General features: G+C 65.1%; 21 protein-coding genes. 7 read left to right on the top strand and 14 right to left on the bottom strand.

Annotated features, from left to right (window positions below; genetic code table 11):
- A complete protein-coding gene (dnaG, locus tag PMN64_RS17820) occupies positions 1–2,031 on the bottom strand; it encodes a DNA primase (RefSeq protein ID WP_411781562.1) in 2,031 nt (676 codons plus the stop codon).
- Between the two features lie 210 nt (positions 2,032–2,241).
- Between dnaG and PMN64_RS17815 the strand changes: the two genes are divergently transcribed.
- Positions 2,242–2,796, top strand: a complete 555-nt coding sequence (locus tag PMN64_RS17815) for a chlorite dismutase family protein (RefSeq protein WP_411781561.1) — start codon at positions 2,242–2,244, stop codon at positions 2,794–2,796.
- A gap of 5 nt (positions 2,797–2,801) precedes the next feature.
- Here PMN64_RS17815 and PMN64_RS17810 read toward each other — a convergent pair whose 3' ends face one another.
- The 3 genes from PMN64_RS17810 to PMN64_RS17800 all read right to left on the bottom strand — a co-directional run bounded on the left by PMN64_RS17810 (position 2,802) and on the right by PMN64_RS17800 (position 5,023).
- Positions 2,802–3,200 (bottom strand): gamma-glutamylcyclotransferase, encoded by a 399-nt coding sequence (locus PMN64_RS17810; RefSeq protein ID WP_411781581.1) that lies wholly within the window; start codon positions 3,198–3,200, stop codon positions 2,802–2,804.
- Positions 3,201–3,308: 108 nt separating this feature from the next.
- A complete protein-coding gene (locus PMN64_RS17805) occupies positions 3,309–4,121 on the bottom strand; it encodes a transglutaminase-like domain-containing protein (protein ID WP_411781560.1) in 813 nt (270 codons plus the stop codon).
- A 2-nt stretch (positions 4,122–4,123) separates the two neighbouring features.
- A complete protein-coding gene (locus PMN64_RS17800; RefSeq protein WP_411781559.1) occupies positions 4,124–5,023 on the bottom strand; it encodes a transglutaminase family protein in 900 nt (299 codons plus the stop codon).
- Positions 5,024–5,127: 104 nt separating this feature from the next.
- Between PMN64_RS17800 and PMN64_RS17795 the strand changes: the two genes are divergently transcribed.
- The gene (locus PMN64_RS17795; protein ID WP_411781558.1) at positions 5,128–5,925 is read left to right on the top strand and encodes an N-formylglutamate amidohydrolase; all 798 of its coding nucleotides are present in this window, start codon (positions 5,128–5,130) and stop codon (positions 5,923–5,925) included.
- 289 nt (positions 5,926–6,214) lie between these two features.
- Positions 6,215–7,954 carry an adenylate/guanylate cyclase domain-containing protein gene (locus PMN64_RS17790; protein WP_411781557.1) on the top strand — a complete coding sequence of 580 codons (1,740 nt, stop codon included), beginning with the start codon at positions 6,215–6,217 and terminating at the stop codon, positions 7,952–7,954.
- Positions 7,955–8,150: 196 nt separating this feature from the next.
- Here PMN64_RS17790 and PMN64_RS17785 read toward each other — a convergent pair whose 3' ends face one another.
- From PMN64_RS17785 to PMN64_RS17760, 6 genes are all read right to left on the bottom strand, one after another.
- Positions 8,151–8,333: a hypothetical protein gene (locus PMN64_RS17785; RefSeq protein ID WP_028343408.1), complete on the bottom strand. Its 183-nt coding sequence runs from the start codon at positions 8,331–8,333 to the stop codon at positions 8,151–8,153.
- Between the two features lie 7 nt (positions 8,334–8,340).
- Entirely contained in the window at positions 8,341–9,483 is a 1,143-nt protein-coding gene (locus tag PMN64_RS17780; protein WP_411781580.1) for a PepSY-associated TM helix domain-containing protein, read from the bottom strand.
- Between the two features lie 131 nt (positions 9,484–9,614).
- Entirely contained in the window at positions 9,615–11,915 is a 2,301-nt protein-coding gene (locus PMN64_RS17775) for a TonB-dependent siderophore receptor (protein ID WP_411781556.1), read from the bottom strand.
- Positions 11,916–12,218: 303 nt separating this feature from the next.
- Positions 12,219–13,424, bottom strand: coding sequence for an NAD(P)/FAD-dependent oxidoreductase (locus PMN64_RS17770; protein ID WP_411781555.1), 1,206 nt, complete (start codon positions 13,422–13,424; stop codon positions 12,219–12,221).
- A 104-nt stretch (positions 13,425–13,528) separates the two neighbouring features.
- Entirely contained in the window at positions 13,529–13,792 is a 264-nt protein-coding gene (locus tag PMN64_RS17765) for a hypothetical protein (protein WP_411781554.1), read from the bottom strand.
- 201 nt (positions 13,793–13,993) lie between these two features.
- Positions 13,994–14,944, bottom strand: coding sequence for a helix-turn-helix transcriptional regulator (locus PMN64_RS17760; protein ID WP_411781579.1), 951 nt, complete (start codon positions 14,942–14,944; stop codon positions 13,994–13,996).
- Positions 14,945–15,312: 368 nt separating this feature from the next.
- Here PMN64_RS17760 and PMN64_RS17755 point away from each other — a divergent pair, with 368 nt between their 5' ends.
- Positions 15,313–16,245 carry a helix-turn-helix domain-containing protein gene (locus PMN64_RS17755; RefSeq protein ID WP_411781553.1) on the top strand — a complete coding sequence of 311 codons (933 nt, stop codon included), beginning with the start codon at positions 15,313–15,315 and terminating at the stop codon, positions 16,243–16,245.
- 12 nt (positions 16,246–16,257) lie between these two features.
- On the opposite strand, the gene PMN64_RS17750 is transcribed toward PMN64_RS17755, so the two are convergent.
- On the bottom strand, positions 16,258–16,437 hold the full coding sequence (locus PMN64_RS17750; protein WP_411781552.1) for a hypothetical protein: 180 nt from the start codon (positions 16,435–16,437) through the stop codon (positions 16,258–16,260).
- Positions 16,438–16,446: 9 nt separating this feature from the next.
- Positions 16,447–16,692, bottom strand: a complete 246-nt coding sequence (locus tag PMN64_RS17745; RefSeq protein ID WP_411781551.1) for a DUF6894 family protein — start codon at positions 16,690–16,692, stop codon at positions 16,447–16,449.
- A gap of 193 nt (positions 16,693–16,885) precedes the next feature.
- Here PMN64_RS17745 and PMN64_RS17740 point away from each other — a divergent pair, with 193 nt between their 5' ends.
- From PMN64_RS17740 to PMN64_RS17730, 3 genes are read left to right on the top strand one after another with little or no spacing between them, the layout of a single operon-like run.
- The gene (locus tag PMN64_RS17740) at positions 16,886–17,560 is read left to right on the top strand and encodes a TetR/AcrR family transcriptional regulator (protein ID WP_411781550.1); all 675 of its coding nucleotides are present in this window, start codon (positions 16,886–16,888) and stop codon (positions 17,558–17,560) included.
- The gene (locus tag PMN64_RS17735) at positions 17,557–20,238 is read left to right on the top strand and encodes a molybdopterin-dependent oxidoreductase (RefSeq protein ID WP_411781549.1); all 2,682 of its coding nucleotides are present in this window, start codon (positions 17,557–17,559) and stop codon (positions 20,236–20,238) included. The genes PMN64_RS17740 and PMN64_RS17735 overlap by 4 nt, the downstream gene beginning before the upstream one ends.
- A complete protein-coding gene (locus tag PMN64_RS17730) occupies positions 20,235–21,158 on the top strand; it encodes an FAD binding domain-containing protein (RefSeq protein WP_411781548.1) in 924 nt (307 codons plus the stop codon). Before PMN64_RS17735 ends, PMN64_RS17730 begins: the two co-directional genes overlap by 4 nt.
- Before the next feature lie 64 nt (positions 21,159–21,222).
- Here the strand turns inward: PMN64_RS17730 and PMN64_RS17725 are convergent, their stop codons facing one another.
- Positions 21,223–23,052, bottom strand: a complete 1,830-nt coding sequence (locus tag PMN64_RS17725; RefSeq protein WP_411781547.1) for an adenylate/guanylate cyclase domain-containing protein — start codon at positions 23,050–23,052, stop codon at positions 21,223–21,225.
- Between the two features lie 105 nt (positions 23,053–23,157).
- Entirely contained in the window at positions 23,158–23,775 is a 618-nt protein-coding gene (locus PMN64_RS17720) for a LysE family translocator (protein ID WP_411781546.1), read from the bottom strand.
- Positions 23,776–23,846: the final 71 nt, after the last annotated feature.

Genomic DNA, 23,846 nt, shown 5'->3' with positions numbered 1-23,846 from the left:
TCAGACATTACGCTGGAACCGGCCCGATAATTCGCCGAACCCTTCAATCAGGGCTTCGGTCCCGTCGGCTTCTGCCATCCGGGCCTGGATATCCTGCAACCATGCCAGATTGGCCTCGCTGGAGTCTTCAGCCAAAGCCGCTTCCGCATCTTTTCTTTCCCTAAGTAAGGCGTGGGTTTTCTGATGCAAGGCAACGAGTTGACGCCAGGTTGATAAAACATCCTCGCGCGCCGCGCCGATCTGCGCACCCCACACCGCCTGGGTTGTGATCGCCCGCTCAACCCTTTGAAGAATAGGGGATAATCCGCTTGCTTCCAGGTCGGCCCGCATCTTCTCGGCCTGCTCCTCGGCGTCCGGGGAGTGGTGATGGTCGTGGGCAAAGGCGGCGATGATAGCGGCCCTGAGCTTGTGGGCCTCGGGATGGGCGAGCTCCAGCGCCGCCACCTCCTCGAGATGGTCGTGCAGCAGCCAGGGGTGGTTGATCAGCGATTGCAGGATCAGGGCCTCGCGGCGGGAGATCGCGCTGCGCTGGCCGCGCATGATCGGGCTGTTGGCCAATTGGGGGCTCGCGGCCTGGTAGGGCCCCCGTGAAATCCCGGGGGTGGCGCCCTTGGCACCGAACCGGCCGCCTTGCAGGCCTCCCTGTCGGCCGTTTTGGGCAGGTCCCCGGGGGGCAAACTGGCGGGGTGATTCGCCGCCGCGGCCGCCGCCGAAATTGCCCCGACCGTAGCCGCCGCGGCCATAACCGCCTCGGCCGCCCTCGGGCGCAAAATTGCGCTGCAGCCGCTCCTGCAGGTCCTGCCGGTAATAGCGGCGCACCACCTCGTCGCGGATGCCATTGGTGAGCTCGCCGATCCGCGCCTCCAGCGCGGCGCGGCGCTCGGGCGTATCGAAATTGCCGCCCTCGATCTCGCGCGACCAGATCATGTCGGCGAGCGGACGCGCGGCCGAGATCACGTCCTCGATCGCACCACGGCCGCCGGAGCGGGCGAGATCGTCAGGGTCCTGCCCTTCCGGCAGCAGCGCAATCCGCAGGCTCTTGCCGGGCTTGAGCTGCGGCAAGGCGATGTCGGCCGCACGGTACGCCGCCTTCTGTCCGGCGCGGTCGCCGTCGAAGCAGAGGATCGGCTCGTCGACCATCTTCCAGAGCAGGCCGAGCTGGTTCTCGGTCAGCGCGGTGCCGAGCGGTGCGACGGCGCCGGGAAAGCCCGACGTGACCATGGCGATGACGTCGACATAGCCCTCGACGACGATCAGCTGCGCGCCGTCATGCGCGGCCTGCCGCGCGGTGAACAGATTGTAGAGATTGTCGCCCTTGTGAAACAGCGTGGTTTCCGGCGAGTTCAGGTACTTTGCCGGAACGTCCTTCTCCAGCGCACGCCCGCCGAACGCGATGACGCGGCCGCGGGCATCCGTGATCGGGAACATCACGCGGTCGCGGAAGCGATCATACGGCACCGGGATATCTTCGCCGCCGATCAGAAGCCCCGCCTCCACCATGTCGTCAGTGGAGATGCCCTGCCCGCCGAGGTGCTCCTTCAGCGCGAAGCGATCCGGCGGCGCATAGCCCATCCGGAACTGGAGCTGGGTCGCCGGCGAGATGGCGCGGTCGGCGAGATAGCCGCGCGCCTTTGCGCCGCCCCGCGAAGCCAGCGTGTCGGCGAAGAATTTGGTCGCCAGTTCCATCACGTCGTGCAGGGTACGGCGGTGCTGCTCGTGCCGCGCCGCATCGGGCGTTACGGCCGGCAGCGGAACTCCCGCCATCGCGGCGAGGCGTTCCACCGCCTCGGGGAAGGTCACGCCCTCCGTCTTCATCAGGAAGTCGAAGATGTTGCCGTTCAGCCCGGACGAGAAGTCGAACCAAGCCTGCTTCTGGTCATTGACGAAGAAGGACGGCGTCTTCTCCTGCTGGAACGGCGACAGCCCCTTCCACTCCCGCCCGGCCTTCTTGAGCTTGACGCGCCTGCCCACGACTTCCGAGACCGGAAGCCGGGCGCGCAGCTCTTCGAGGAATTCGGGCGTGAAACGCATCAGTCAGGATTTTGGGCTCGGGCGGCGAATCGCGGACAACCGGTTAGCCATATAGCGGCATGACCCGCCATGCCGAACAATGTGGGGCTTTTCCGGGCTATTCACAGGTCTGGCCTGTCACGGCTCCGTCGAGCGGGCTACCCCCAAATCCACGGTGGAGAGCCTGTGTGGCGAGCTTGCCCCCTTCCCGCTTCCGGGATTGGATAGGCCATGTTCACGACATTCAGAGGCGGACAGAGCGGCGGCTGGCAGGTCACCTCCATCACGCGGGTGAAGGGCGAGACGTTGCCGAAGGTCGCGGCGCTGTCAATCGTTGCGAGCGAGTCGATCGCGCTGCCGCTGCTGCCGTCGCAGAACGCATGGCGGCTCGCCGGCGTCACCAGCCATCTGCGCTACACCGAGAAGGAGGAGCGGGAGAAGCTCTTAGCCGTGCAGGCCGGGCTCGGCCGCAGCGAGGCAACCCACGCGGCGCTGATCCCGATCAGGAAATCCGCGGCGTGGTGGGAGCTCACCCAGGAGGAGCGCCGCCAGATCTTCGAGGACAAGTCGCATCACATCGCCGGCACCCTGAAATTCCTCCCCGCAATCGCCCGCCAGCTGTTTCATTCGCGCGACCTCGGCATGCCCTTCGACTTCCTGACCTGGTTCGAGTTCGCGCCCGACCACATCACCCTGTTCGACGAACTGGTCGGCATGCTGCGCGCGACCGAGGAATGGAATTTTGTCGAGCGCGAGGTCGATATCCGCGTGATGCGGGAGAACTGAAGCAGCTAATGCTCCAGGAATTTTCCTGACGCGATTCGCGGCAGCTCGGTGACCGGCCAGTTGTAGAGATAGGTCCACGCCTCACGCGCGCTGCCGTCGGCGAGCGTGACCTCGAGCATCTCGCGGATATATTCGGTCGGCGGCGGAAAGCCTTCGCCGCAGGCCTCGTACATGTCGAATTCGCGCAGCATCGCCTCGCGCTCACGCAAGCGGAACAGTTCGCCATGCACGATGTCGGCCGGATCGTCCGACACCACCAGGCCCGGATAATGCTTCACCAGATAGAGCCGGCCGCGGCACTGCGCCGGCCCGAGGAATTCGGCATTGCCCGCGAGCAGCTTCGCCATCGGATGGTCGAAGCCGCGCATCAGCGTGCCGTAGACGAAGAGAAGATCGGAGATCATGGGTTCAGTTGTCATTCCGGGATGGTCCGAAGGACCAGACCCGGAATCTCGAGATTCCGGGTTCGATGCTGCGCATCGCCCCGGAATGACAGAAAATGGCTGAAGAGGCTAGGCCGCCGCCACCTCGTCGGTCACCACGACGAACTTCGTCAGCGTCATGCGGCCGAAGCTCGTGGTGAGGGCGACGTCGGCGGCGTCGCGGCCGGTCGCCATCAGGATGCGGCCGATCCGCGGCGTGTTGTGGCGGGCATCGAAGGTGTACCACTGGCCCGACAGATAGACCTCGAACCAGCCGGAGAAATCCATCGGCGCGGGGTCCGTCGGCACGCCGATGTCGCCGAGATAGCCGGTGCAGTAGCGCGCCGGAATGCCCATGCAGCGGCAGAAGGTGAGCGCCAGATGCGCGAAGTCGCGGCAGACGCCGGCGCGGCTTTCATAGACGTCGTGCGCCGACTTCATGTGATGGGCGTGCTCGTAGCCGAACGTCACGTGGTTGTGCACGAAATCGGTGATCGCCTGCACCCGCGCCCAGCCCTGCTGTGTGTTGCCGAACAGCGACCAGGCGATGTCGGTCAGCTTGTCGGTCTCGCAATAGCGGCTCGGCATCAGATAGAGCAGCATATCGTCGGGCAATTGCTCGATCGGCAGCTGCTGCGCAGCCGGATTGACGATGTCAGGCAGTCCGGAATCCCGCACCACCGCGCTGCCGCGGAAGGTGACGTCACCGCCTGGGGCGACCAGGCGCCCACAAACATTGCCAAAGCCGTCGCGATAGAGGCCGATCGGCACGTCCGGTTCGGTCGAAAGATGCTCGGTGCCGACGATGTCGGCGTAGCGCGACGGATGGATCGACAGCATGATCACCATCGGGGTCGGTTGCGCCGCCGTGTAGGTGATCTCGAAGCCGACCTTGATCTGCATCGTCAGGCCGTCTCCTGCTCCGCATTCTCGCCGACCGAGACCACCTTGATGTCGACATCCATGCCGAGAAAGGCATCCGCCGCGCCGAGATAGACGCCGTGCAGCGGGATCGCCTGGCGCGGATCGCGCGCCACCGCGACGCGGATCAGATCGCGCGTGCCGACGATGCCGTTGGTCGGATCGAACTCGATCCAGCCCGCGCTCGGCAGATAGACCTGCACCCAGGCATGGGTCGAGCCGCCGCCGACATAGCCGTGCGCGCTGCCGGGCGGCATGGCGAGATAGCCGGAGACGAAGCGCGCGGCGATGCCGAGCCGGCGCAGCGCCTCGATCATGAACAGCGCATAGTCGCGGCAGGTGCCGGACTGCGTGCGCAGCGTATCGAGCGGATGCTGGGTGCCCTGCTCATAGCGCTTGCGATAGCTGAACGCCTCCCGGATGCCGTGCGTCATGCCGCTGAGGATCTTGAAAGTCGGCGTCGGCGCCTCGACATCGAGGAAGCGCCGCGCCCAGGCCGACAGCTCGCCGCTCGGGTCGCCATATTGCGGCGTGATGAACTGCTGCAGATCGGGGAATTCCTCATCGTCGTAGAGAAACGGATAGAAATAGGCGGGATCGTCCGGCGTCAGCGCGAACCTATCTGCCGGATTGTGCTCCACCGTCGCGGTCGAGACGAAGGACAGCGTGTCGGCGCGCTCGTCGAAGGCTGCGATCGCCATACTGTTGCCGAACACGTCGTGGATCCAGCGCAGCGACATCGGCTGTGGATCGATCACAAGTGCGCTATCGAGCACGCGCAGATCGTGGCCGTCACAGGGGCGCAGCATGATGCGGTGTTCGCCGAACGCCACCGGGCGCGCGTAGCGATAAACGGTCTTGTGATGAATAGTCAGCAGCGGCATCTTCAAACAATCATCGTGATTTCGGACCGCATAATCTATAGAGAAAGCTGCCCGATTCCAGATCAGCATGCCGCCTGAATAGGCAAAGTTGAGGAAAAAAGCCCTTGAATTACGGAGGCGGTCCATCGTTCCTGCTCGCGAGCACCGACGCTTCACCGGTTCTTGAACACAATGCCGGCGGCCGCTCACCGTTCCTGTTCACCTGCGACCACTACGGCAGGCTGATCCCCTCTCCGCTCGGCGACCTCGGCCTGCCCGAAGATGAGCTGGTGCGGCACATCGCCTGGGACATCGGCATCGCCGGCGTCGCAACCCGGCTCTCGGAGCGGCTCGACGCGCATTTGATCGCGCAGCACTATTCGCGGCTCGTGATCGACTGCAACCGTCCGCCGCATGTCGCAAGCTCGATCCCGCTGATCAGCGAGGCCACCACGGTGCCGGGCAATGAAGGCCTGTCGCGCGAGGCCGCCGAGATGCGCCGCGCGCAGATCTTCGATCCCTATCACAAACGCATCGACGAGATCATCGACGCGCGTGCGCGTCAGGGTCTGCCGACGGTGCTGGTGTCGCTGCACAGCTTCACGCCGATCTACGCCGGCATCGCACGACCCTGGCACATCGGCACGCTCTATCACCGCGACAAGGCGTTACCGCCGCTGCTGCTGAAGCGTCTGCGCGCCGAGGGCGATCTCGTGGTCGGCGACAACGAGCCCTATGCGGTCAGCGACGAGACCGACTACACGATCCCCGTGCATGGGGAGACGCGCGGCCTGATGAACTCGGGCATCGAGATCCGCCAGGACCTGATCTCCGACCAGGCCGGCGAGACGGCATGGGCCGAACGGCTGGCGCGCGTCCTCGGCGAGATCGAGGCGACGCTGCGCACGGAAGCGCTGATCTAGTGTGCTGAATGCGAAGTTCGTGCGATTTCGCGGCAACCACCTTCACGAACTTCGCATTCATAAAGCACACTAGAATCACAAGTTTGCTAGTGTCCTTATCGAATCCGAAGTTCGTCCCGAAGGTGCGGCGAATGATGCGAACTTCGGATTCGGGACACTAGCGACTAGCGGTCAGCCAGGGCCTGGCCTCTAGCCCGAAGCCAGCTCGACGTGCTTTAATTGGCTGGGTTGAACTTCCAAGTTAGGGTAGTCCGTGGCGCCCGAGCGAGTGGAAAGGCGACTGGCAGCAGTGCTGGCGGCAGATGTCGCCGGCTACAGTCGCCTGATGGGAACGGACGAGGAAGGCACGCTCGCGCGGCTTAAGGCGGCCAGAAAGAATCTCATTGATCCAACGATCGCCGCTCATCGCGGCCGCATCGTCAAAACAACCGGCGACGGCGTGCTTGTCGAGTTCGGCAGCGCCGTCGATGCCGTGCGCAGCTCTGTAGAGGTTCAGAGCAGGATGGCGGAGCTTAATGCATCCGCCCCGCAACAGCAGCGGATCGAATTTCGCATCGGCATTCACGTCGGCGACATCATCATCGACAACGACGACATCTTCGGCGACGGCGTCAACATCGCCGCGCGGCTGGAGAACATCGCGGACCCCGGCGGCATATGCCTGTCTGACGACGCCTACCGGCAGATCCGGAGCAAGGTCGATGCAGCCTTCGAAGACATGGGCCAACAGAATCTGAAAAACATCACTGAACCGATCCGCGCCTGGCGAATGAAAATCGGCGCCAGAACTTCACCTCAGCGCCATCCAACTCCGGCCGAATCGCATCACGTGCGCCCGTTTTCGGGAAAGCCCTCCATCGCGGTGCTGCCGTTCCAGAACATGAGCGGCGACAGCGAGCAGGAGTATTTCGCGGACGGGATCGCGGAAGACGTCCTTACGACCCTGTCAAAGATTCAGGAATTGATGGTGATAGCGCGCAACTCGAGCTTCGCGTTCAAGGGACAGAACCGGGACATTCGCGAAATCGGTCAGATCCTGGGTGCTCGTTATCTACTGGAGGGGAGCGTTCGAAAGATCGGCAATCGCATCAGGTTGACGGCGCAGTTGATTGATGGTCGAGACGGCGGTCATCTCTGGGCGGATCGCTTTGACGGAGACCTGGACGACGTGTTCGATCTCCAGGACCGAATTACGCAAGAGATCGTCGAAGCGCTTGAAGTCCAGTTGACCGTCGGCGAACGCGCAAGAGTGTGGAGAAAACGCTCGGGCAGTCCGCTGGCTTATGAGTATGTCTTAAAGGGACGCGCCCTGTACGTTAATTTCGCAAGGCAAACCCACGCACAGGCCCGGAAGCTTTTTGAACAAGCGCTGGAGATCAATGCCTCGTTTATGCCGGCGCTCTACTTGTTGGGTCTTACCCTGACAGACCAGGCGCGCTTCGGTTGGATCAAGGATGAAAATGAAGCGTATCAAGCCGCACTGGGCTGCGCTGATCGGGCTCTCGCCGCCGACCCGAGCTTCGGCGAAGCATACCTGGTGATCGGCTATGTTCGTACCTATCAACGCCGTCATGATGAGGCTGTGGCAGCAGGAGAAACGGCGATCAGCCTCGCTCCCAGCAGCTCTGACGCCCATCACATGGCGGGCATGTATCACGGCTATGCCGGTAACTTTCGAAAAGCCGTCCTCTACGAGGAGCACGCCCAACGGCTCAGTCCGATTGAGCGCAACGAATCCATGGTGGACGAAGCGCGCGCAAGATTTCATCTCGGAGATTTCGCGGCGGCGCACGATATAGCCTCCCGCGTACTGAGGCAGCGGCCGCTCTGGCTGACCGCGCAGTCGACACTCATAGCGGCGCTTTGGAATCTCGGCCGGCAAGATGACGCGCGCATGATCGCAAGCGACTTGCTGGCGGGCCACCCCAATTTCAGCCTGGCCCGCTGGGCCAGGCTGCTGCCGTATCGTCGACAAGGCGACCTGGATGCATTGGTCAACCCGCTACGCTTGGCGGGGCTCCCGGAGTGAAACCTGTCATCTTACAATGCCGTCGAGAGCGCGATGCCGCACGCCAGGTACCTGCGCGGCCGCGACTGCTTGTTCGATTGCCGGTTCGGCTTCTTGCGCATCTCCGCGGATGAGACACCACAGGGATCGGCATATTCCGATTGGACCGGCTTTGCTGATTGCGCGACCGGTTCGAGGCGCGATCAGGTCAACCCGATCAATTCGGCTGGCGCCGCCAGATGAACACCAGGTAGAGCAGCACAGGCAGGCCGAGTCCGGCCCACGAGACCGCATCCCACCAGCCGTCGCCGACCAGCGCGCTGATCAATCCGACCGTGCTCACGACCGCGATGACGAGCGGGGCGCCGAAGATCTGGGTCAATGAACGATGCGAGACCATGCTGACGTCACGACGATAATGCGGGGTTGTCGATGGAGGCGGCGTTGGCGATCGCGCGTTCCTGGCTCACACCGGCCTTGCGGCGGCGCATCCACAGATACACGCCGGTCACGAGAATGAAGATGGTCAAGATGTCGAGCAGCGCCCAGACGATCTTGAGCGGCATGCCGCCATAGTCGCCGAAATGCAGCGGCTGCGAGACGAACAGGGTCGTCACATACCAGGGCATATCCCTTGTATCGGTCAGCTTGCCGGTTTCCGCGTCGATCAGCGCCGGCTTCAGCAGCCGCGAGGTCAGCGGCGTATCGCCGTGCAGGAACACGGCGTAGTGGCTCTTGCTACTGAACAGGGTTCCCGGGAACGCGACGAAGCTCGGTGTCATGCCGGGCACCGCATGGGTGGCCACTTCGACCGCCGCATTCAGCGAGGTCAGCTTCGAGGGCACCGGCCGGTCCTTGTACTGCGCGGTCATTTCGGCGAGCTGGCCGAACTGCCACATCTTGAGCACGAGATCGGCCCAGGTGTTGATCACCCCGGTGAAGCCGACGACCAGCGTCCAGGCGACGAGCAGGATGCCCGCGAGATTATGGACGTCGAGCCAGCGCACGACGCGGGTCCGTTGCGCGCGGTAGGCGCCGAAGCGCAGCTTCCGCATCGACGGCGCATAGACCACAATGCCGGAGATGATCGCGACGCAGAACAGGATCCCCATCAATCCGAGGAACAGCTTGCCGGGCAGGCCCGCGAACATGTCGGTGTGCAGCTTCAGCATGATGTAGGTGAAGCGGCCGGTCACGTCGGGCGCATCGAGATAGGCGCCGGTGTGGGTGTCCATCCGGATCAAGAGGTTGTTGGTCGGATCGGCATCGATGGTCGGGCCGACGCTGACGAACATCGCGCTCGGATCATCGCGATCCCAGATCAGGAAGTGAGGCACCTTTCCCGGCGCCTGCCCCAGCGCGTTGCCGAGCAGGCGGTCCAGATTGGCCGGCGGCGTGCCTGGCGGCACGTCGGCCGGCTTGACCTGACTGTGCAGGAGATCATCGATCTGCTCGTGGAAGATCAGCGGCAGGCCGGTGATGCAGAGCAGCAGCATGAACAACGTGCAGATGAGGCTGGTCCATTTATGGACAGCGCCCCATCGCCGCAGGGATCTGGTCGTCGCAGTCAATGTCGTTACCTAAAGCGCGATGAGATCCGGTTGGATCGTCGTCGAGCTTTAGCCTCTTGTTGAAGCATGATCCTTTCCGAAAACCGCTTCGCACTTTTCCGGATCATGCTTTAGTTCCAGGTGTACTTCATCGTGCCCAGCACCGTGCGGCCATTGCCGAGGCCGCAATAGGGAAGCCCGGTCAGGCAGGATGCAACGTAGAAGTGGTCGGTCAGATTGGTCACGTTGACCTGTGCCTTCCATCCCTTCAGGTCCGGCCGCAGATAGGCGAAGTCGTAGCTGACCGACGCATCGAGCAAGGCATAGGAGGGAATGACAAAGGTATTGAAGTTGTCGCCGTAGGTGTCGCCGACATAGCGCACGCCGAGGCCGAGCCCAAGGCCCGCGAGCGCGCCGTCATACCAGGTATACTTGCCCCAGACCGCGCCCTGGTCCTGCGCCGTGTTCATCATGTACTTGCCGGCATAGCCGGCGATGCTCGTCGTCACCCGCGGATCGAGGTGGGTGTATCCCGCCGTGATCTCGAACTCGCGCGTCAGATTGCCCTTCAGCTCGAGCTCGAGGCCGCGGACGCGCACGGCATCGGTCTGCACGTTGAAGAGCGGATTGATGGGATCGGCGGTCAGCACGTCCTGCTGACGGATATCGAACGCCGCCGCCGTCACCATGAAGTTCGAGCCGTTTGGCTTGAACTTGACGCCGACCTCCGCGCCCTCGCCCGTCGTCGGCCTGAACGACCGGCCGGCGCTGTCGGCGCCGAGGTTCGGCGTGAACGAGGTCGCGTAGCTGACATAGGGCGCCAGGCCGATATCGAACAGGTAGCTCAGGCCGATGCGCCCGGTTTGCGCCGAGTCGTCGCGCGAATAATGGCCGGCCGGCGGATAGAACGCCATGCTGGTGAAGCCGGAGCTGACCCAGTCCTGGCGACCGCTCATGGTCAGCGTCCAGCGATCGAGCTTGATCTGATCCTGCAGATAGGCGCCGAGCTGCGACTGCCTGTCGTCGCGCAGAATGAACGGCGCCAGCGAGCTGGCTGACGGAACGGCGGTGCCGTAGACCGGACTATAGGCATCGATCGGCGCGATCGGCGTCGTGCGATAATCCGTGTTCGCCCACAGATCGAAGTAGTCGACGCCGGCCAGCACCTTGTGGACCAGCGGCCCGGTCGCGAAATCCGCCTGCAGCTGATTGTCGAGCGCGACATTGGCGGCATTGGCCTTGACGTAGTTGTAAGTGCGCGCGACCAGACGATCCGTCACCATACCCTCGGTCCGCACCGATGCGAGGTCGTTGCTGACCTGGGTGTAGCGGAGGTTTTGCCGGAACTGGAAGATGTTGTCGAAGCGATGCTCGAACGCGTAGCCGACCGCGAACTGCTCGAGATGATAGCCGTCCAGCCCGGGCTCGCCGAGGTAACGACTGTAGGGAATATGTCCGTTGGGGTTTGGCAGGAAGGACACCTGTCCCGGGACGTATTGCTGGTAACCCTTGTTGTCGACCTTCTGGTACTGCGAGAGCACGGTGAAGCTGGTGTCGTAGGTCGGGCGCCAGGTGAAGCTCGGCGCGATGAACAGCTTGTTGTCCTGAACGAAGTCGGTCTGGCTGTTGCTGTCGCGGCCAAGGCCGACGATGCGGTAAAGGAACCGGCCGTCCTTGTCGGCGGGACCGCCGATATCGAAGGCGCCCTGGAAGCGATCGAATGAGCCGAACGACCCCTCGATCTCGTAGTGCGGCGTCTCGGTGGGCCGCTTGCTGACCAGGTTCAACAGGCCGCCCGGATCGGATTGTCCATACAGGCCGGATGACGGCCCCTTCAGGACCTCGATGCGCTCGAGACCGTAGGTCTCGATGCGCGGGACCGCGAAGGTCGTGGTGTCGGTCGGCAGCCGCAGCCCGTCGAGATAACGCGGCGCGGTGAAGCCCCGCAGCTTGAACTCGTCGAAGAACGCGTTGGCGCCAAAACTTTCGATCGTCACGCCGGGCGTGTAGCGCAGCGCTTCGGTGATGTTCTGCGCACCCTGTGCCTGGATCTGATCCTGGGTGACGATCGAGATCGACTGCGGCGTCGTGAGCACCGGGGTGTCGGTCTTGGTTGCGGTGACGCTCTGGCTGGCGAGATAGCCGGTGACCGGCCCGTTGCCGCGCTCTCCGCCGCCACCCGACCCCGGTGCTGGAACGTTCTGCGCTTGCGCGGGCGCCCGGTTCGCGATCGATCGCGGCGTCGTGCGCGCAGGACGCGCCGCGCGTCGCGCCGGCTGCGTTCGCCGCGCCTGCTGCTGATGTTTCGGCGCTTCGACCGTCACCGGCGGCAGCGCCGATTGCGCAACGCTTTCACGCGGCATCACCACACTCAGCACGAACAAACCGCTGCCGGCCACGTACCCGGCCGCCAGCGCAGTGCGACGAAACATCCGACCCCCGTCAACTCACATCGCCTTCATCTTCGCCGTCACTAACACGATGAAAGACGTATGCAGCTGATCGGTGATTAGAACACGTCCAGTGTCGGGCTTATCGCCGATGGTGTTGCGAGCTCGCAACGCGAACGCAGCGAAACTGCGTCAATGCGCCTCAGATTTTTCGAGCGCTTCTAAGGACGATTCTAAATTGCGTTTCGCTCCGCGATACTTCGAGTCAGTTCCGCGCACAGCGATCGAACGATGCCGTGCGCGGAAGCGATGATCGCAGTTGCGGTACTCTCGCCTAGCTCAGCGTCAGACTTCGGTGACGTGCTCCGGATCGGCGGATGCGAGCGCCGCGGCACGTTCGGCGCGCGGCGGATAGATCCAGACGGTGTTGATCTCCCGCTTGGTCTTCTTGGCCACGTCGCCGACCATCTCGACCTTGCGCTCCCAGCCGCGGGTAAACAGCGCACCGACCTCGCCGAGGTCGAGGCAGGTGACATAGGCCTTCTGGTGATACGGCTTGGTCGGGACGCCAAGCAGCTCGGCCGCGGCGTTGTTGCCGGCAAACGCGCCCATCCGCGTCGCGTGCTGGCACGACATCAGCGCGTAATTGCCGACATCGTCGCATGCGGCGCGCGCCGCATCGCCGGTGGCGAACACACCCGCCACCGACGGCACGCGCAGATCGCGATCGACCAGCAGCCGGCCGAAATTGTCGCGTTCCGCCGGGATCTGCGTGGTCAGCGGCGCGGCGCGAATGCCCGCCGCCCAGACCACGGTCGCAGCCTCGATATGCTCGCCGCTGGACAGCGTGACGCCGGACTTGCTGACCTCGGCGACGCCGGCGCCGAAGCGGCCCTCGACGCCGAGCTTGCGCATCGCGTCCTCGATGATCGGACGCGGGCCTTCGCCCATGTCCGGCGCGATCGCGGCATTGCGATCGACGATGACGACGCGCGGCCTGGCGTCCTTGCCGAGGATCTCGCGCAGCCGCGCCGGCATCTCGGTCGCGGCCTCGATGCCGGTGAAGCCGCCGCCGGCAACAACGACAGTGTCGCGCGCCACTGATGCCGACTGCCTGGCGAGGCCATGCAGATGGCGGTCGAGCGCGATCGCGTCCGCAAGGTTGTCGACGCTGAAGCCATGCTCGGCGAGGCCAGGCACGTTCGGACGGAACAGCCGGCTGCCGGTCGCCACCACAAGGCGATCATAGGGTAGCGTCTTGCGCGCGTCCTTGGCGGTGACGATCCGCACGGTGCGGGCCCTGGTGTCGATGGCTTCGGCGCTGCCCTGCACATAGACGACATCGATCGCGTTGAAGACGTCGAGCAGGGGCGCGGTCAGCGTCTCCGGCTTCGGCTCGTAGAGCCGCGGGCGCACCACAAGGGTCGGCTCCGGCGCGACCAGCGCGATCTCGAGTTCCTCGGGCGAGACGCCCTTGATGTCGCGCAGGCGGGCTGCGGAGAGCGCGGCGTACATGCCGGCAAAGCCGGCGCCAATGATGACAATTCGCATGTTATGACTCCTCTGGGTTGACAGTCTCTGATGTCCGCGCGTTGCCGCCGCGTGCGGCGAAGCCTGTCGCGATCGGCGACGCGAAGAGGTGAAAGGGCGAGCGCCTATTGCCGGGCGCAGCTCGACAGGAACGGCGTGCGCGCCGCAGGCATGCACGCTGCGCGGCAGCCTCTCGCGCCCGAGAGCGGTCCATGCTGGAGGCCGATCGGCAGCGCGGCCCCCGGGAGCCAGTCGCGGTACAGCGCTTGGGCGGCGTCGCTGATCGTCACCGACGTCATGGCATCGGCGCCCTGAACGGCCTGCGCCGGCGGATCGGCATCCTCACCTGTTGCCGACGTGAAGCGGACGGTGAGCGTAAGTCCGTACATCAGTGCAGTCGCGAGGACCCGGCGTCGTCGCGTGACTGCAAGGGAGCTACCGAAATCCTTCCAGGCCATCGCTTGTCTCCGTTGTTGGCATGGGCGCCACGGTGATCTAGCGAATTGGCCGGATGAGTGCCCCAGAGCGATTGCCCGACCTGAAGAGCGATTGCGGCTGGAGCATTTTCGGTTCTGCGCTCGAAAACGCTTCTACCGCAGGCGCCGCCGCCAATCGCTCGGGGTTTCGCCGGTCAGCTTCCTGAACGCGGCCGCGAACGCGGTCTGCGAACTGTAGCCGAGCGCCGCCGCGATCGAGACCACGGAAGCGCCGGTGTCGCGCAGCATGTTCATGGCCTGCTCGAGCCGGTGCTGGCGCAGCCAGGCATGCGGCGAGAGCCCGGTGCTTTCCTTGAAGGCGCGGCAGAAGTGAAAGCGCGACAGGCCGGCCTCCGCCGCCAGCGCCGCGAGCGAGACGTCCGCATCACTGTCCGAGCGCAATCGCTCAATGGCGCGGCGCAGCGCTGTCGGCGCCAGACCGCCCACGGTCGCCTGAACCGTGGCAGGCACGCCGGCATGCGCCGACAGCAGGCGCGTGGCCAAGAGATCCGTCAGTTGCTGCCGGAACAGCGCATCCAGCGCCGCGCTGCCCTCGAGCGCATCAGCGGCGCTCAGCAGCAACCGCGATGTAATCGGATCGGGGTGCCCGGTGCGCTCCAGCAGATCGCCGGGAGCGGCGGTGTCGGCCTCGCCGGCGACGCGCGCCAGCGTCGCATGCGGAAGGTAGAGCTGAACGACATGCACCGACTGGTGAATATCCCAGCGCGAGCTCGAGCCGGCAGGAATGATCGTCACGACCCCGGACCGCGCCGTTCCTATCGAAGCCACCCTGCCGGTGCGCCGCTCCGGCCGCTGCGAGCCGGCGGGATAGCTCATGACGACATGGTCGACCATCGGCCTGACCACGTCGTGCAGGGCGTCATGCTTCCAATAGGCGATCGCGCCGCTCGAGGGGTCGGCCGCCATGCGAAGCGGCTGCGTCTTGAGCACGCGGGCCATCTCCTGGCCGGCCGGGCAGCGCGGGCCGGCCGACGCCTCGGCCGGCCGCGCATCGGATGCGCCGGACGAATCCCGCAAAGGATCGTGCAGGATCGGCTTACTCATCACCTGTGCTCGCGTTTGAAGGCTCATGCGCTCCCTCCTTACGGGCCGGTCTGTGGGATCGGTGAGGCGCGGAACTGCCCGCCGGACCTAAGCGCCGTGCAGTTCAGCTGTCTTTCCTGAAACGGCCATGCTTTGCCCAATTCTGCGCCAAGCGCAGCGCTGCGACATTTCTGCGTCGGGTACGCCCGATCGAACCAAGGCAATTGAAATCGTTCTGGAATCGCTGGGCCGTGATCGGCCGGCAGGTCGTTCATGATTGCGTGAGCAAACTGGACTGCGCCGTAGCAATCCCGGATAATGAGTGACGGCTTCGCAAGATGACTGACAGGTCCCTGCCCGGCTGCACATCAATGATGGACTCAACGCACATGACACAGGCGGGCGCCTACGGGCAGCGGCTCGGGCAATTCCTGCGCCTGAAGGATACGCCGCCGGCGCTGATCACGCGCACGCTGCGCAGCGCCGAACTCGCGGTCACCGAAACCCGGGACGACAACCCGGTGCCCGGGCTGTCCGGATCGCTCACCGCCGAGGATGCCTTTCTCGTCAGCCTGAAGCTGCACGATTATCCGGACTGCGAATTGTGGGAGGGCGGCAAGTGCCTCATGAAGCGGGATATCCCGGCGGGCGCGACCTATCTCTACGATCTCAAACGCGATCCGCGCTACGTGATCGACAAGCCGTTCCACTCGCTGTTCTTCTATCTGCCGCGCTCGGCGCTCACTGATTTCGCCGAACAGACCGGCTCGCCGCGCATCGGCGAACTGGCCTGCGAAATCGGCAACGGTCACGACGACGGCGTCATTCGCCATGTCGGGGCGCTGCTGCGCGAGGGATTGCGCCGGCCGGACGAGACCAACCAGCTGTTCATCGATCACATGATGCTGGCGCTGACCGCACACGTCACCCGCACCTATGGCGTAATACAACACCCGACCGGACCGACCCGCGGCGGCCTCGCCGCCTGGCAGATCAACCGCGCCTGCGAAAAGCTCGAGTCCGACCTCAGCGGGAAGATTTCGCTGAAGCAGATCGCGGCCGAGCTCGATCTGTCGGTCGGCCATTTTTCGCGCGCCTTCCGCATCTCCACCGGCCTGCCGCCGCACCAATGGCTGCTTCAGCAGCGCCTGAAGGTGGCCAAGCAGCTGATGGCGGCGCGCGACCTGTCGCTGTCCGAGATCGCGATTTCGGCCGGCTTCGCCAATCAAAGCCACTTCACGCGGGTGTTTTCCGCCGTGGTCGGCGTCAGCCCGGCGGCGTGGCGGCGCGAGATGCATCGCCCTGCGAAAAGCGAGAGCTGAACAGGGCCGCGTTCAACCGGGCGCCGCGGCTCGCACGGCATGCTTGGCATGCCATTTGGGGCCCGGTCCGCGCATGTAGTGCAGCTCGGGCCGGTAGGGATCGCGAATTCGCGCGATCAGATTCAGCAAGCCTGTCGTGATCGCGTTCCAGCCGTCGCGCAGAGGGAGCAATGATGCGTGCGGTGACAGCATGGCGCCCTCTCAGTGCGGCTTCCCGAGCACGGATGCGAAGGACAGGATCACGATCTCGTCGCCGGACTCGTCGCTGACATGCACGACCCAGTCGCGCCAGTCTTCCAGGCTGACCGTTGCGACCAGCGATCGCATCATGCACGTCGCCGCCTCGCAGGCCTCCGAGAGGCTGGTCACCGAGGTGCCGCGGCGATCCATCAGTACCCCGTGCGTGGTCGAGCAATGGAAAAAGACCTGAGTCGTGACCTGGGTCATGTGCGTATCCTCGCAAGCTCCGGACGAGAAGGTCATCTTTGGAGCTCCACGTTTCTTCGACGCGACCATTCGGAAGGCGGTTCACACCGGCGCGGGCCGCGCGGCGACCTCGCGCAATGGTGATCAAGCCCCAGCACCGCCTCCTCACCAAATCGCGATTTGACAGTTTTTCTATATTTGTCAAAATCGTCAAATGGGACCGAAAACCCGCATTCTCGATGCCACCATGCTGGTGTTCCGCCGGCACGGCTTTCGCCGCTCCTCGATCGAGCAGGTCGCCGAGGCGGCCGGCCTGACGCGGCAGGCGCTCTATCACCATTTCGAATCCAAGGAAGCGCTGTTCCGCGCCGTGATCGAGCGCGTGCATGAATCCGCGATCGCGGCCGAGGAGACCGCCGTTGCCGCGGCGGAGACCGCGGGCGGCGATCTCGGCGACATCCTCGCCGCGGGCATGACCGCGCGGATGTCGACCATGATCGGCTCGCTGGACGGCTCGCCGCATCTCGAGGAATTGTATTCCGAGCACCTCGTGCACGCGCGCGACCTCTACCAGACCTACGCCGCGCGCTATGCGGAGCGCATGGTCGCGACGATCACGCGGATCGTGCGCAAGCAACAGCTCGCGCTGCCGCAAGACCTCTCGCCGGCCGAATTCGCGCGGCTAGTCGAAATGGCGATGTACGCAGCGAAGTCGCAATATCCGGCGATGCAGCCGTCGGATGCGTTTTTGAAGGACATGGCGATCATGGTGCGGACGCTCTGCGCCGGCGCGCTACCGAAACCCATGCCGAAATCGCAGAAGCCGCCCGTCAAGAAGGCGGCAATCCCCAAAAGGCCGACACGCAGGACAAGCGGAGGACATCCATGAGCACGACGACCGTTAATGGCCGCGTCGAATCCCTGCCCGATGATCCCGATGCGCTCTTGATCGACATCGTGCGCGACCAGCTCAAGCTCACCGGCACCAAGCTCGTCTGCGGCGCCGGCGTTTGCGGCGCCTGCACCGTGCTGGTCGACGGCGCGCCGGTCGCAAGCTGCCTGATGCCGGCGCACGCCGCCGCCGGCAAATCGGTGACAACGGTGGAAGCCATCGCCGCGTCCGGGCTGCATCCGGTGCAGAAGGCGTTCATGGCGCATGACGCGTTGCAATGCGGCTTCTGCACCCCCGGCTTCATCGTGGAAGCGACCGCATTCTGCGACCGCTGGCGCGCCACCAGGGGAACGGCGGTGCCGTCGCGCGAGGAGATCGGCGCGGCGCTGTCGGGCCATCTCTGCCGCTGCGGCGCCTATGACGGGATTTTCCGTGCGGTGGCGGACGCCTGCGCCGGCCGCTTCGACGGCGATCATGTCACGGCGCCCCGCATCGAGGCGCGCGACAAGGTGACGGGCGCGGCGAAATACACCGTCGACATCCATCATGACGGCCAGCTCGAAGGCCTGATCCTGCGCTCGCGCGAGGCGCATGCGCGGATCACCACGCTCGATCTCGCGCCGGCGCGCGCGGTCCCCGGCGTTAGTGCGGTGTCGCTGCTCGGCGACGACCGTGTCGTGCGCTATGTCGGCGAGCCGATTGCGGCGGTTGCAGCTCCGGACCGCAAGACGGCGCTGGCCGCGCTGGCCGCGATCAAGCTGACCAGCGAGCGCCTGCCCGCCGTGGTCGGGCTCGACGCCGGACGCAAGGATGATGCGCCCGTGGTGTTCGACAAGGCGAGCCGCAAGCGGGCCGGCAACGTCTCGGAAGCGGCCGGCGGGCCGGCGCCCTGGAAGCAGAACATCCGCGGGCCGACCGCGGTGTTCTCGACCCGCGCCAAGAAGGCCCGCAACTGGGTGGACGAGGCGCGCCAGGCCAGCAACAAGCTACTCGTCGAAGCCACCTTCCGCACCGCCACGCAGCAGCATGCTTGTCTCGAGCCCCACGCCGCAGTGGCGCGCTTCGACGGCGACCGGCTGACCCTGCACGCCTCGACCCAGCAGGTGTTTCACCTGAAGGAGCAGATCGCCAAGCGCTACAAGCTCGATCACGACAAGGTCCGCGTGATCGCCGACCACGTCGGCGGCGGCTTCGGGTCGAAGGCGAGCCTCGGCACCGAGGCGATCGCCGCGATCGAGCTCGCCCGCGCGGCGAAAGCGCCGGTGCGGGTCGCCTATGATCGCCAGGAAGAACTCTCGGTCGCCGGCTATCGGCCGGCTGCGGAGTTGAAGGTCGCGCTGCTGCCCTCCGACCAGGGCAGCCTGAAGGCGCTCTCGGTCACCGCGCATGCCGATACCGGGGCCGCGACCAACTCGACCATCGCGGGCCTGGCGCGGCTGATCTATCCGGCCGAGGCGAAGGATCTTTCGGATTTCGACGTCATCAGCAATCTGCCGCCCGGCGCCGCCTTCCGCGGCCCCGGCGGTCCGCCGATGGCATTCGCCGTGGAGCAATCGATCGACGAGGCCGCGCTGCGGCTCAACGTCGATCCGATCGCCTTGCGCAAGAAGTGGGATCCCGATCCCAACCGGCAGCGACTCTACGATTGGGCATCCGGGCTCGAGATCTGGCGCAACCGCAAACCGGCGCAGAACGGGCGCTATCGCCGCGGCATCGGGGTCGCGACCGGCTACTGGCTCTATCTCTGGCAGCCCAAGGTGAAGGTCGAGGTCGCGGTCAAGGGCGGCCGCATCATCGCCAGCACAGCGACGCAGGACATCGGCACCGGCACCCGCAGCGTGCTTGCCGACGCGATCGCGCGCGAGTTCGATCTCGAACCCGGCGAGATCGATGTGCGGATCGGCGATTCGTCGCTGCCCGAAGGCCCCGGCTCCGGCGGCAGCCGCGTCACCGCCTCGGTGATGCCGCCGACGCTGCAGGCAGTGCGGAAGCTGAAGGCCGCGATGCTCGAACAGGCCACGCGAAAGCCGGCGCCCGGCTCGAACGCGCCCTGGCGCGAGCTGATCGCACGCTCGCCCGACATCGCTGTGGTGGAGACGCGCGGCGAGGACGGCAAGAACACCGCGCCTGGCATCCGCTCGCCGCTGCGCGAAGTCGGCCTGATGGGCATGGTGTTCGGCTGGATGATGCGCCGCTTCTCGAACATCGCGGTCGGCGCCGGCGTGCCGAGTTCGGTGCAGGTCATCGAGGTGGAGGTCGACACCTGGCTCGGCCATGTCCGCGTGCTCAACGTGCATACCGGCATCGCGGTCGGCAAGATCGCAGCGCCCGCGCTGGCGCGCAGCCAGGCCTGCGGCGCGGTGATCCAGGGCCTCGGCTACGCGCTCTACGAGGCGCGCGAGCTTGATCCGAGCAGCGGCGACGTCCTGACCGCGGGAATGGAGGACTATCGCATCCCGGGGATCGCCGACACGCCGGAGATCGATGTCCATTTCGACGAAGCCGGCTTCGACCATGTGCTCGGCAACAGCGTCGGCATCGGCGAGGCGTCGACGGTGCCGACCTCGGCCGCTGTCGCCAACGCGATCCACAACGCGATCGGCGTCCGCCTCACCGAGATTCCGATCAGGCCCGATCGCATCGTCGCCGCGCTGAAAGGGAGGGATGCCGCATGAGTGTCGCAACTGCAGACGTCATCTCCGCGCCCGAATTCCGCGCCGCCGGCACCGATCTGTCGGAGCGTCGCCGCAGCGGCCTGTCGTGCGGCGCGATCATCGATCTCGCCGCCAGTCCCGACACGATCGGTGTTACGTGGAATGCGGACGGCTCGGCCCGCATCGGCGCCCTGACCACGATCGCGGCGATCGCATCCGATCCGCGGCTCGCCGAGGCTTACCCCGGCATCGCCGCCGCCGCGCAGGGCCTCGCCACGCCGCAGATCCGGCACATGGCGACGCTCGGCGGCAACCTCGCCCAGCGCTCGCGCTGCTGGTATTTCCGCAATCCGCAGATCGCCTGTCTCAAGAAGGGCGGCGCCGACTGTCCGGCGCGATCCGGCAATCACCTCTATCACGTCGCATTCGATCTCGGCCCATGCGTCGCGCCGCATCCGTCGACGATGGCGATGGCGCTGCTCGCCTATGATGCGAAGGTCGCCACCGACCGGCGCAGCGGCTTGTCGATCTCCGACCTGCTCGGCGACGGCAGCAACGGCGCGGCGGACAATCTGCTCGCACCGGGTGAACGGATCGAGCGGATCGAGCTTCCCGTCCCGCTGGCCGGCGAGAGCGCGCTGTACAAGCGCGCCATCAGCCGGACGCACGCGGAATGGCCGCTGGTCGAGATCTGCGTGCGGGCGGTGATCTCAGGCGGCGCGTTCCAGCAGGTCCACATCACCGCCGGCGGCATCGCTCCGGTCCCGCTGCGGCTTATCGCGTCCGCAGCGGCGCTGCAGGGCAAGCAGATTAACGCGGCGACCATCGCGCAGGCCGCCGAACTGGCGACCTCGGGAGCCAGGCCGCTGCCGATGACCGGATACAAGCTCGAGCTGCTGACGGGCCTGGTGCGCGACGTCGTCGAGCGGATCGTGGCGTAGGATCAAGCGCCCATTCGCGGCCTTGAGGCAACGTCGCGTCTGGAATGCATAGATCCAGGAATTCCTACGCCGGAATGCCGGCCTCACACAGTACGGCGACCATGCGGTCGCCCCATTCGACGCTCCTGGTCGGAAAATTCTGCCGCGCGTAGGAAGCGCGGAAATCGGGCCGCAGTTTGAGCAGGCGGCCGGCGACGACGCGCGCCTCGTCGAGGCGCCCCGAGCCGACTTCGTTCATGATCAACGCGCTGAGCGTGTGCGCGTCTTCGCCGATCACCAGCGCCTTGGCGGCGGCCGCGCGGCCCTGCTCATACTGACCGAGCATGAAATGCGCGAAGCTGATTCCGTTCCACATCGACGCCCGCCCGGGATCGATCGGGCTGAGCTGCAGCCTACGCTCAAAACTCTCGATCGCGCGTGCCGGCTGGACGCACATGAGCGAAATCCAGCCGCGATATCCCCACGCCGCAGCATCGTTCGAATTGAGCGAGATCGCCTCTTCGATCATCGTCTCAGCGCGATCGTAGTCGTGGCCGAGATAAGCAAACATGTGAGCCGCACGCGTCAGCACGAACGGATCGTCGCTGGCCAGCGCGCAGGCGAGTTCGGCGATCCGCAGCGCCTCTGCCAACTCCTCCGCGCCGGGGGGTGTGCCGCGCGTGGTCTGCTTCAGCAGTGACGAATAGGCCAGCATGATCTGAGCGGCCGCATAGCTGGGATCAAGCGCGCAGGCCTTGTTGAACCACTCGCCCAGTTCGGCGTCGCCCCACTTGGAGCGGTCTGCATAGGCCGCAATGCCCCTCAGAAAGAGATCGTAGCTGTCGAGACGGTCAGTCGGCTTGGTTCGGGTTCGTTCGATCTCGCTCTGCTGGATTTTTGGCGCTATAACGCTGACAACATTTGCGGTGACCTGGTCCTGCAGGTCGAACACGTCCTTCAGCTCACCGTCGAACCTGTCTGCCCAGAGATGCGCACCGCTGCCGGCCTCGATCAGTTGCGCGGTGATCCGAACGCGGCCGCTCGACTTACGCACCGAACCTTCGAGCACGTATCGCACACCGAGTTCGCGCCCGACCTGCTTGATGTCGACGGGCTTTCCCTTGTAGGTGAAGCTTGAATTGCGCGCGATCACGAACAACGATCTGAAGCGCGATAGCGCCGTGATGATGTCCTCGACGACGCCGTCGGCAAAGTATTCCTGCTCCGGATCGCCGCTCATATTCTGGAACGGCAGCACCGCGATGGAGGCCTTCTCGGCAAGCGCGGGCGGGGAGGCCGGAGCGGTGAAGGCATGGTTCACGACCTTAGCCGCTGCCGCTGGCGAGGCGCCGCCGATGAGAAGCCTCCATGTCCGAATTGGCTCAGCAATATTCTTCAAGACCTGCGACCCCATGTCCTCGAAGGTCGCATCGACCTTGCCGCGAACTTGCCGTTGCACGTCGTCGGAAATGCAAACGCCACCCGGTTCGGCAATCCCCTCCAGCCGCGCTGCGATGTTGACGCCGTCGCCAAAGATATCGTTGTCATCAAAAATGATGTCGCCGACGTGGATTCCGATTCGGAATTCGAGACGCTGTTCCAGCGGCACGGCAGTATTCTGATCGGCCATTCGGCGCTGCACTTCGACCGCACTGCGCACCGCATCGACGGCGCTAACGAATTCAACGAGTATTCCGTCGCCGGTCGTTTTGACGACGCGGCCGCGATGCGCAGCCAGCGTCGGATCCAGCAACAATCTCCTGACCGATTTCAGCCTGGCCAAGGTGCCTTCCTCGTCGATTCCCATCAGCCGGCTGTAGCCGGCGATATCCGCCGCCAGAACCGCTGCCAGGCGCCGATTCACGGTAGTCAAGGCCTGCTCCCAGACGATGGGGTAGCTTCCGTCGCGGATCAAAGCATGGCCGACGGCCTCCGGGCTAGAGCAAACGTCTGCGAAGTTTGCCGACGCCGGGAATCGTGGCCTTGTCGGCGACGATTCTGAGCCTATCGCCCGGCGGCTTCAGCGCGCCCGGGTCAGCGCCAGCCAGATGCCGCCGCCGATCATGAAGCCGCCTGATATGCGCGACATCAACTTGGTCCGCTCCCTGGAGAAGAACTTGCGGGCCCGGCCGGCCGCTAAGGCGTAGGCGGCATCGGTCAGCACGGCGGTCGCCATGAAGGTAAGGCCGAGCAGCGCCACCTGCGGGACGTGCGGCTTGTCCATATCCATGAACTGCGGGATGAAGGCGCCGAAGAACACCAGCACCTTCGGATTCGAGAGCAGCACCAGAAAGCCCTGCAGGAAGAAGCCGCCGCGCGGCGGCGGCGGCGTGTCGTCGGTGCTGACGCCCTCGACCGGCGAGCGGATCAGCTTGAAGCCGAGCCAGACCAGATAGGCGGCACCGGCAAAGCGCACCCAGTCGAACCAGTAGCCCATCGTCGCCATCAGCGACGTCAGCCCGACCGCGACGGTGCCGATCACGATCGCAAGTCCGACCTGCGCGCCCAGCACGTTGGTGAGCGCGGCGCGCGTGCCGTAGCGCAGCCCGTTGGCGATCACCATCGTGACGATCGGACCGGGCAGCAGCGCCAGCGCGATGCAGGCGGCGACGAAGGCGAAATAGGCTTGCAGGGACATGGGGAGCTCACTGACGGTGAAGCTGAATTATGCACATAGGACGGGCGAAGAGGAAGCGGCTCCTGCTCATC

Origin of the sequence: Bradyrhizobium sp. UFLA01-814, from assembly GCF_046718885.1 — a bacterium.
Lineage (GTDB): Bacteria > Pseudomonadota > Alphaproteobacteria > Rhizobiales > Xanthobacteraceae > Bradyrhizobium > Bradyrhizobium elkanii.
The sequence above is the reverse complement of the archived record's forward strand: the minus strand, read 5'-3'. Positions and strand labels throughout refer to the sequence as shown.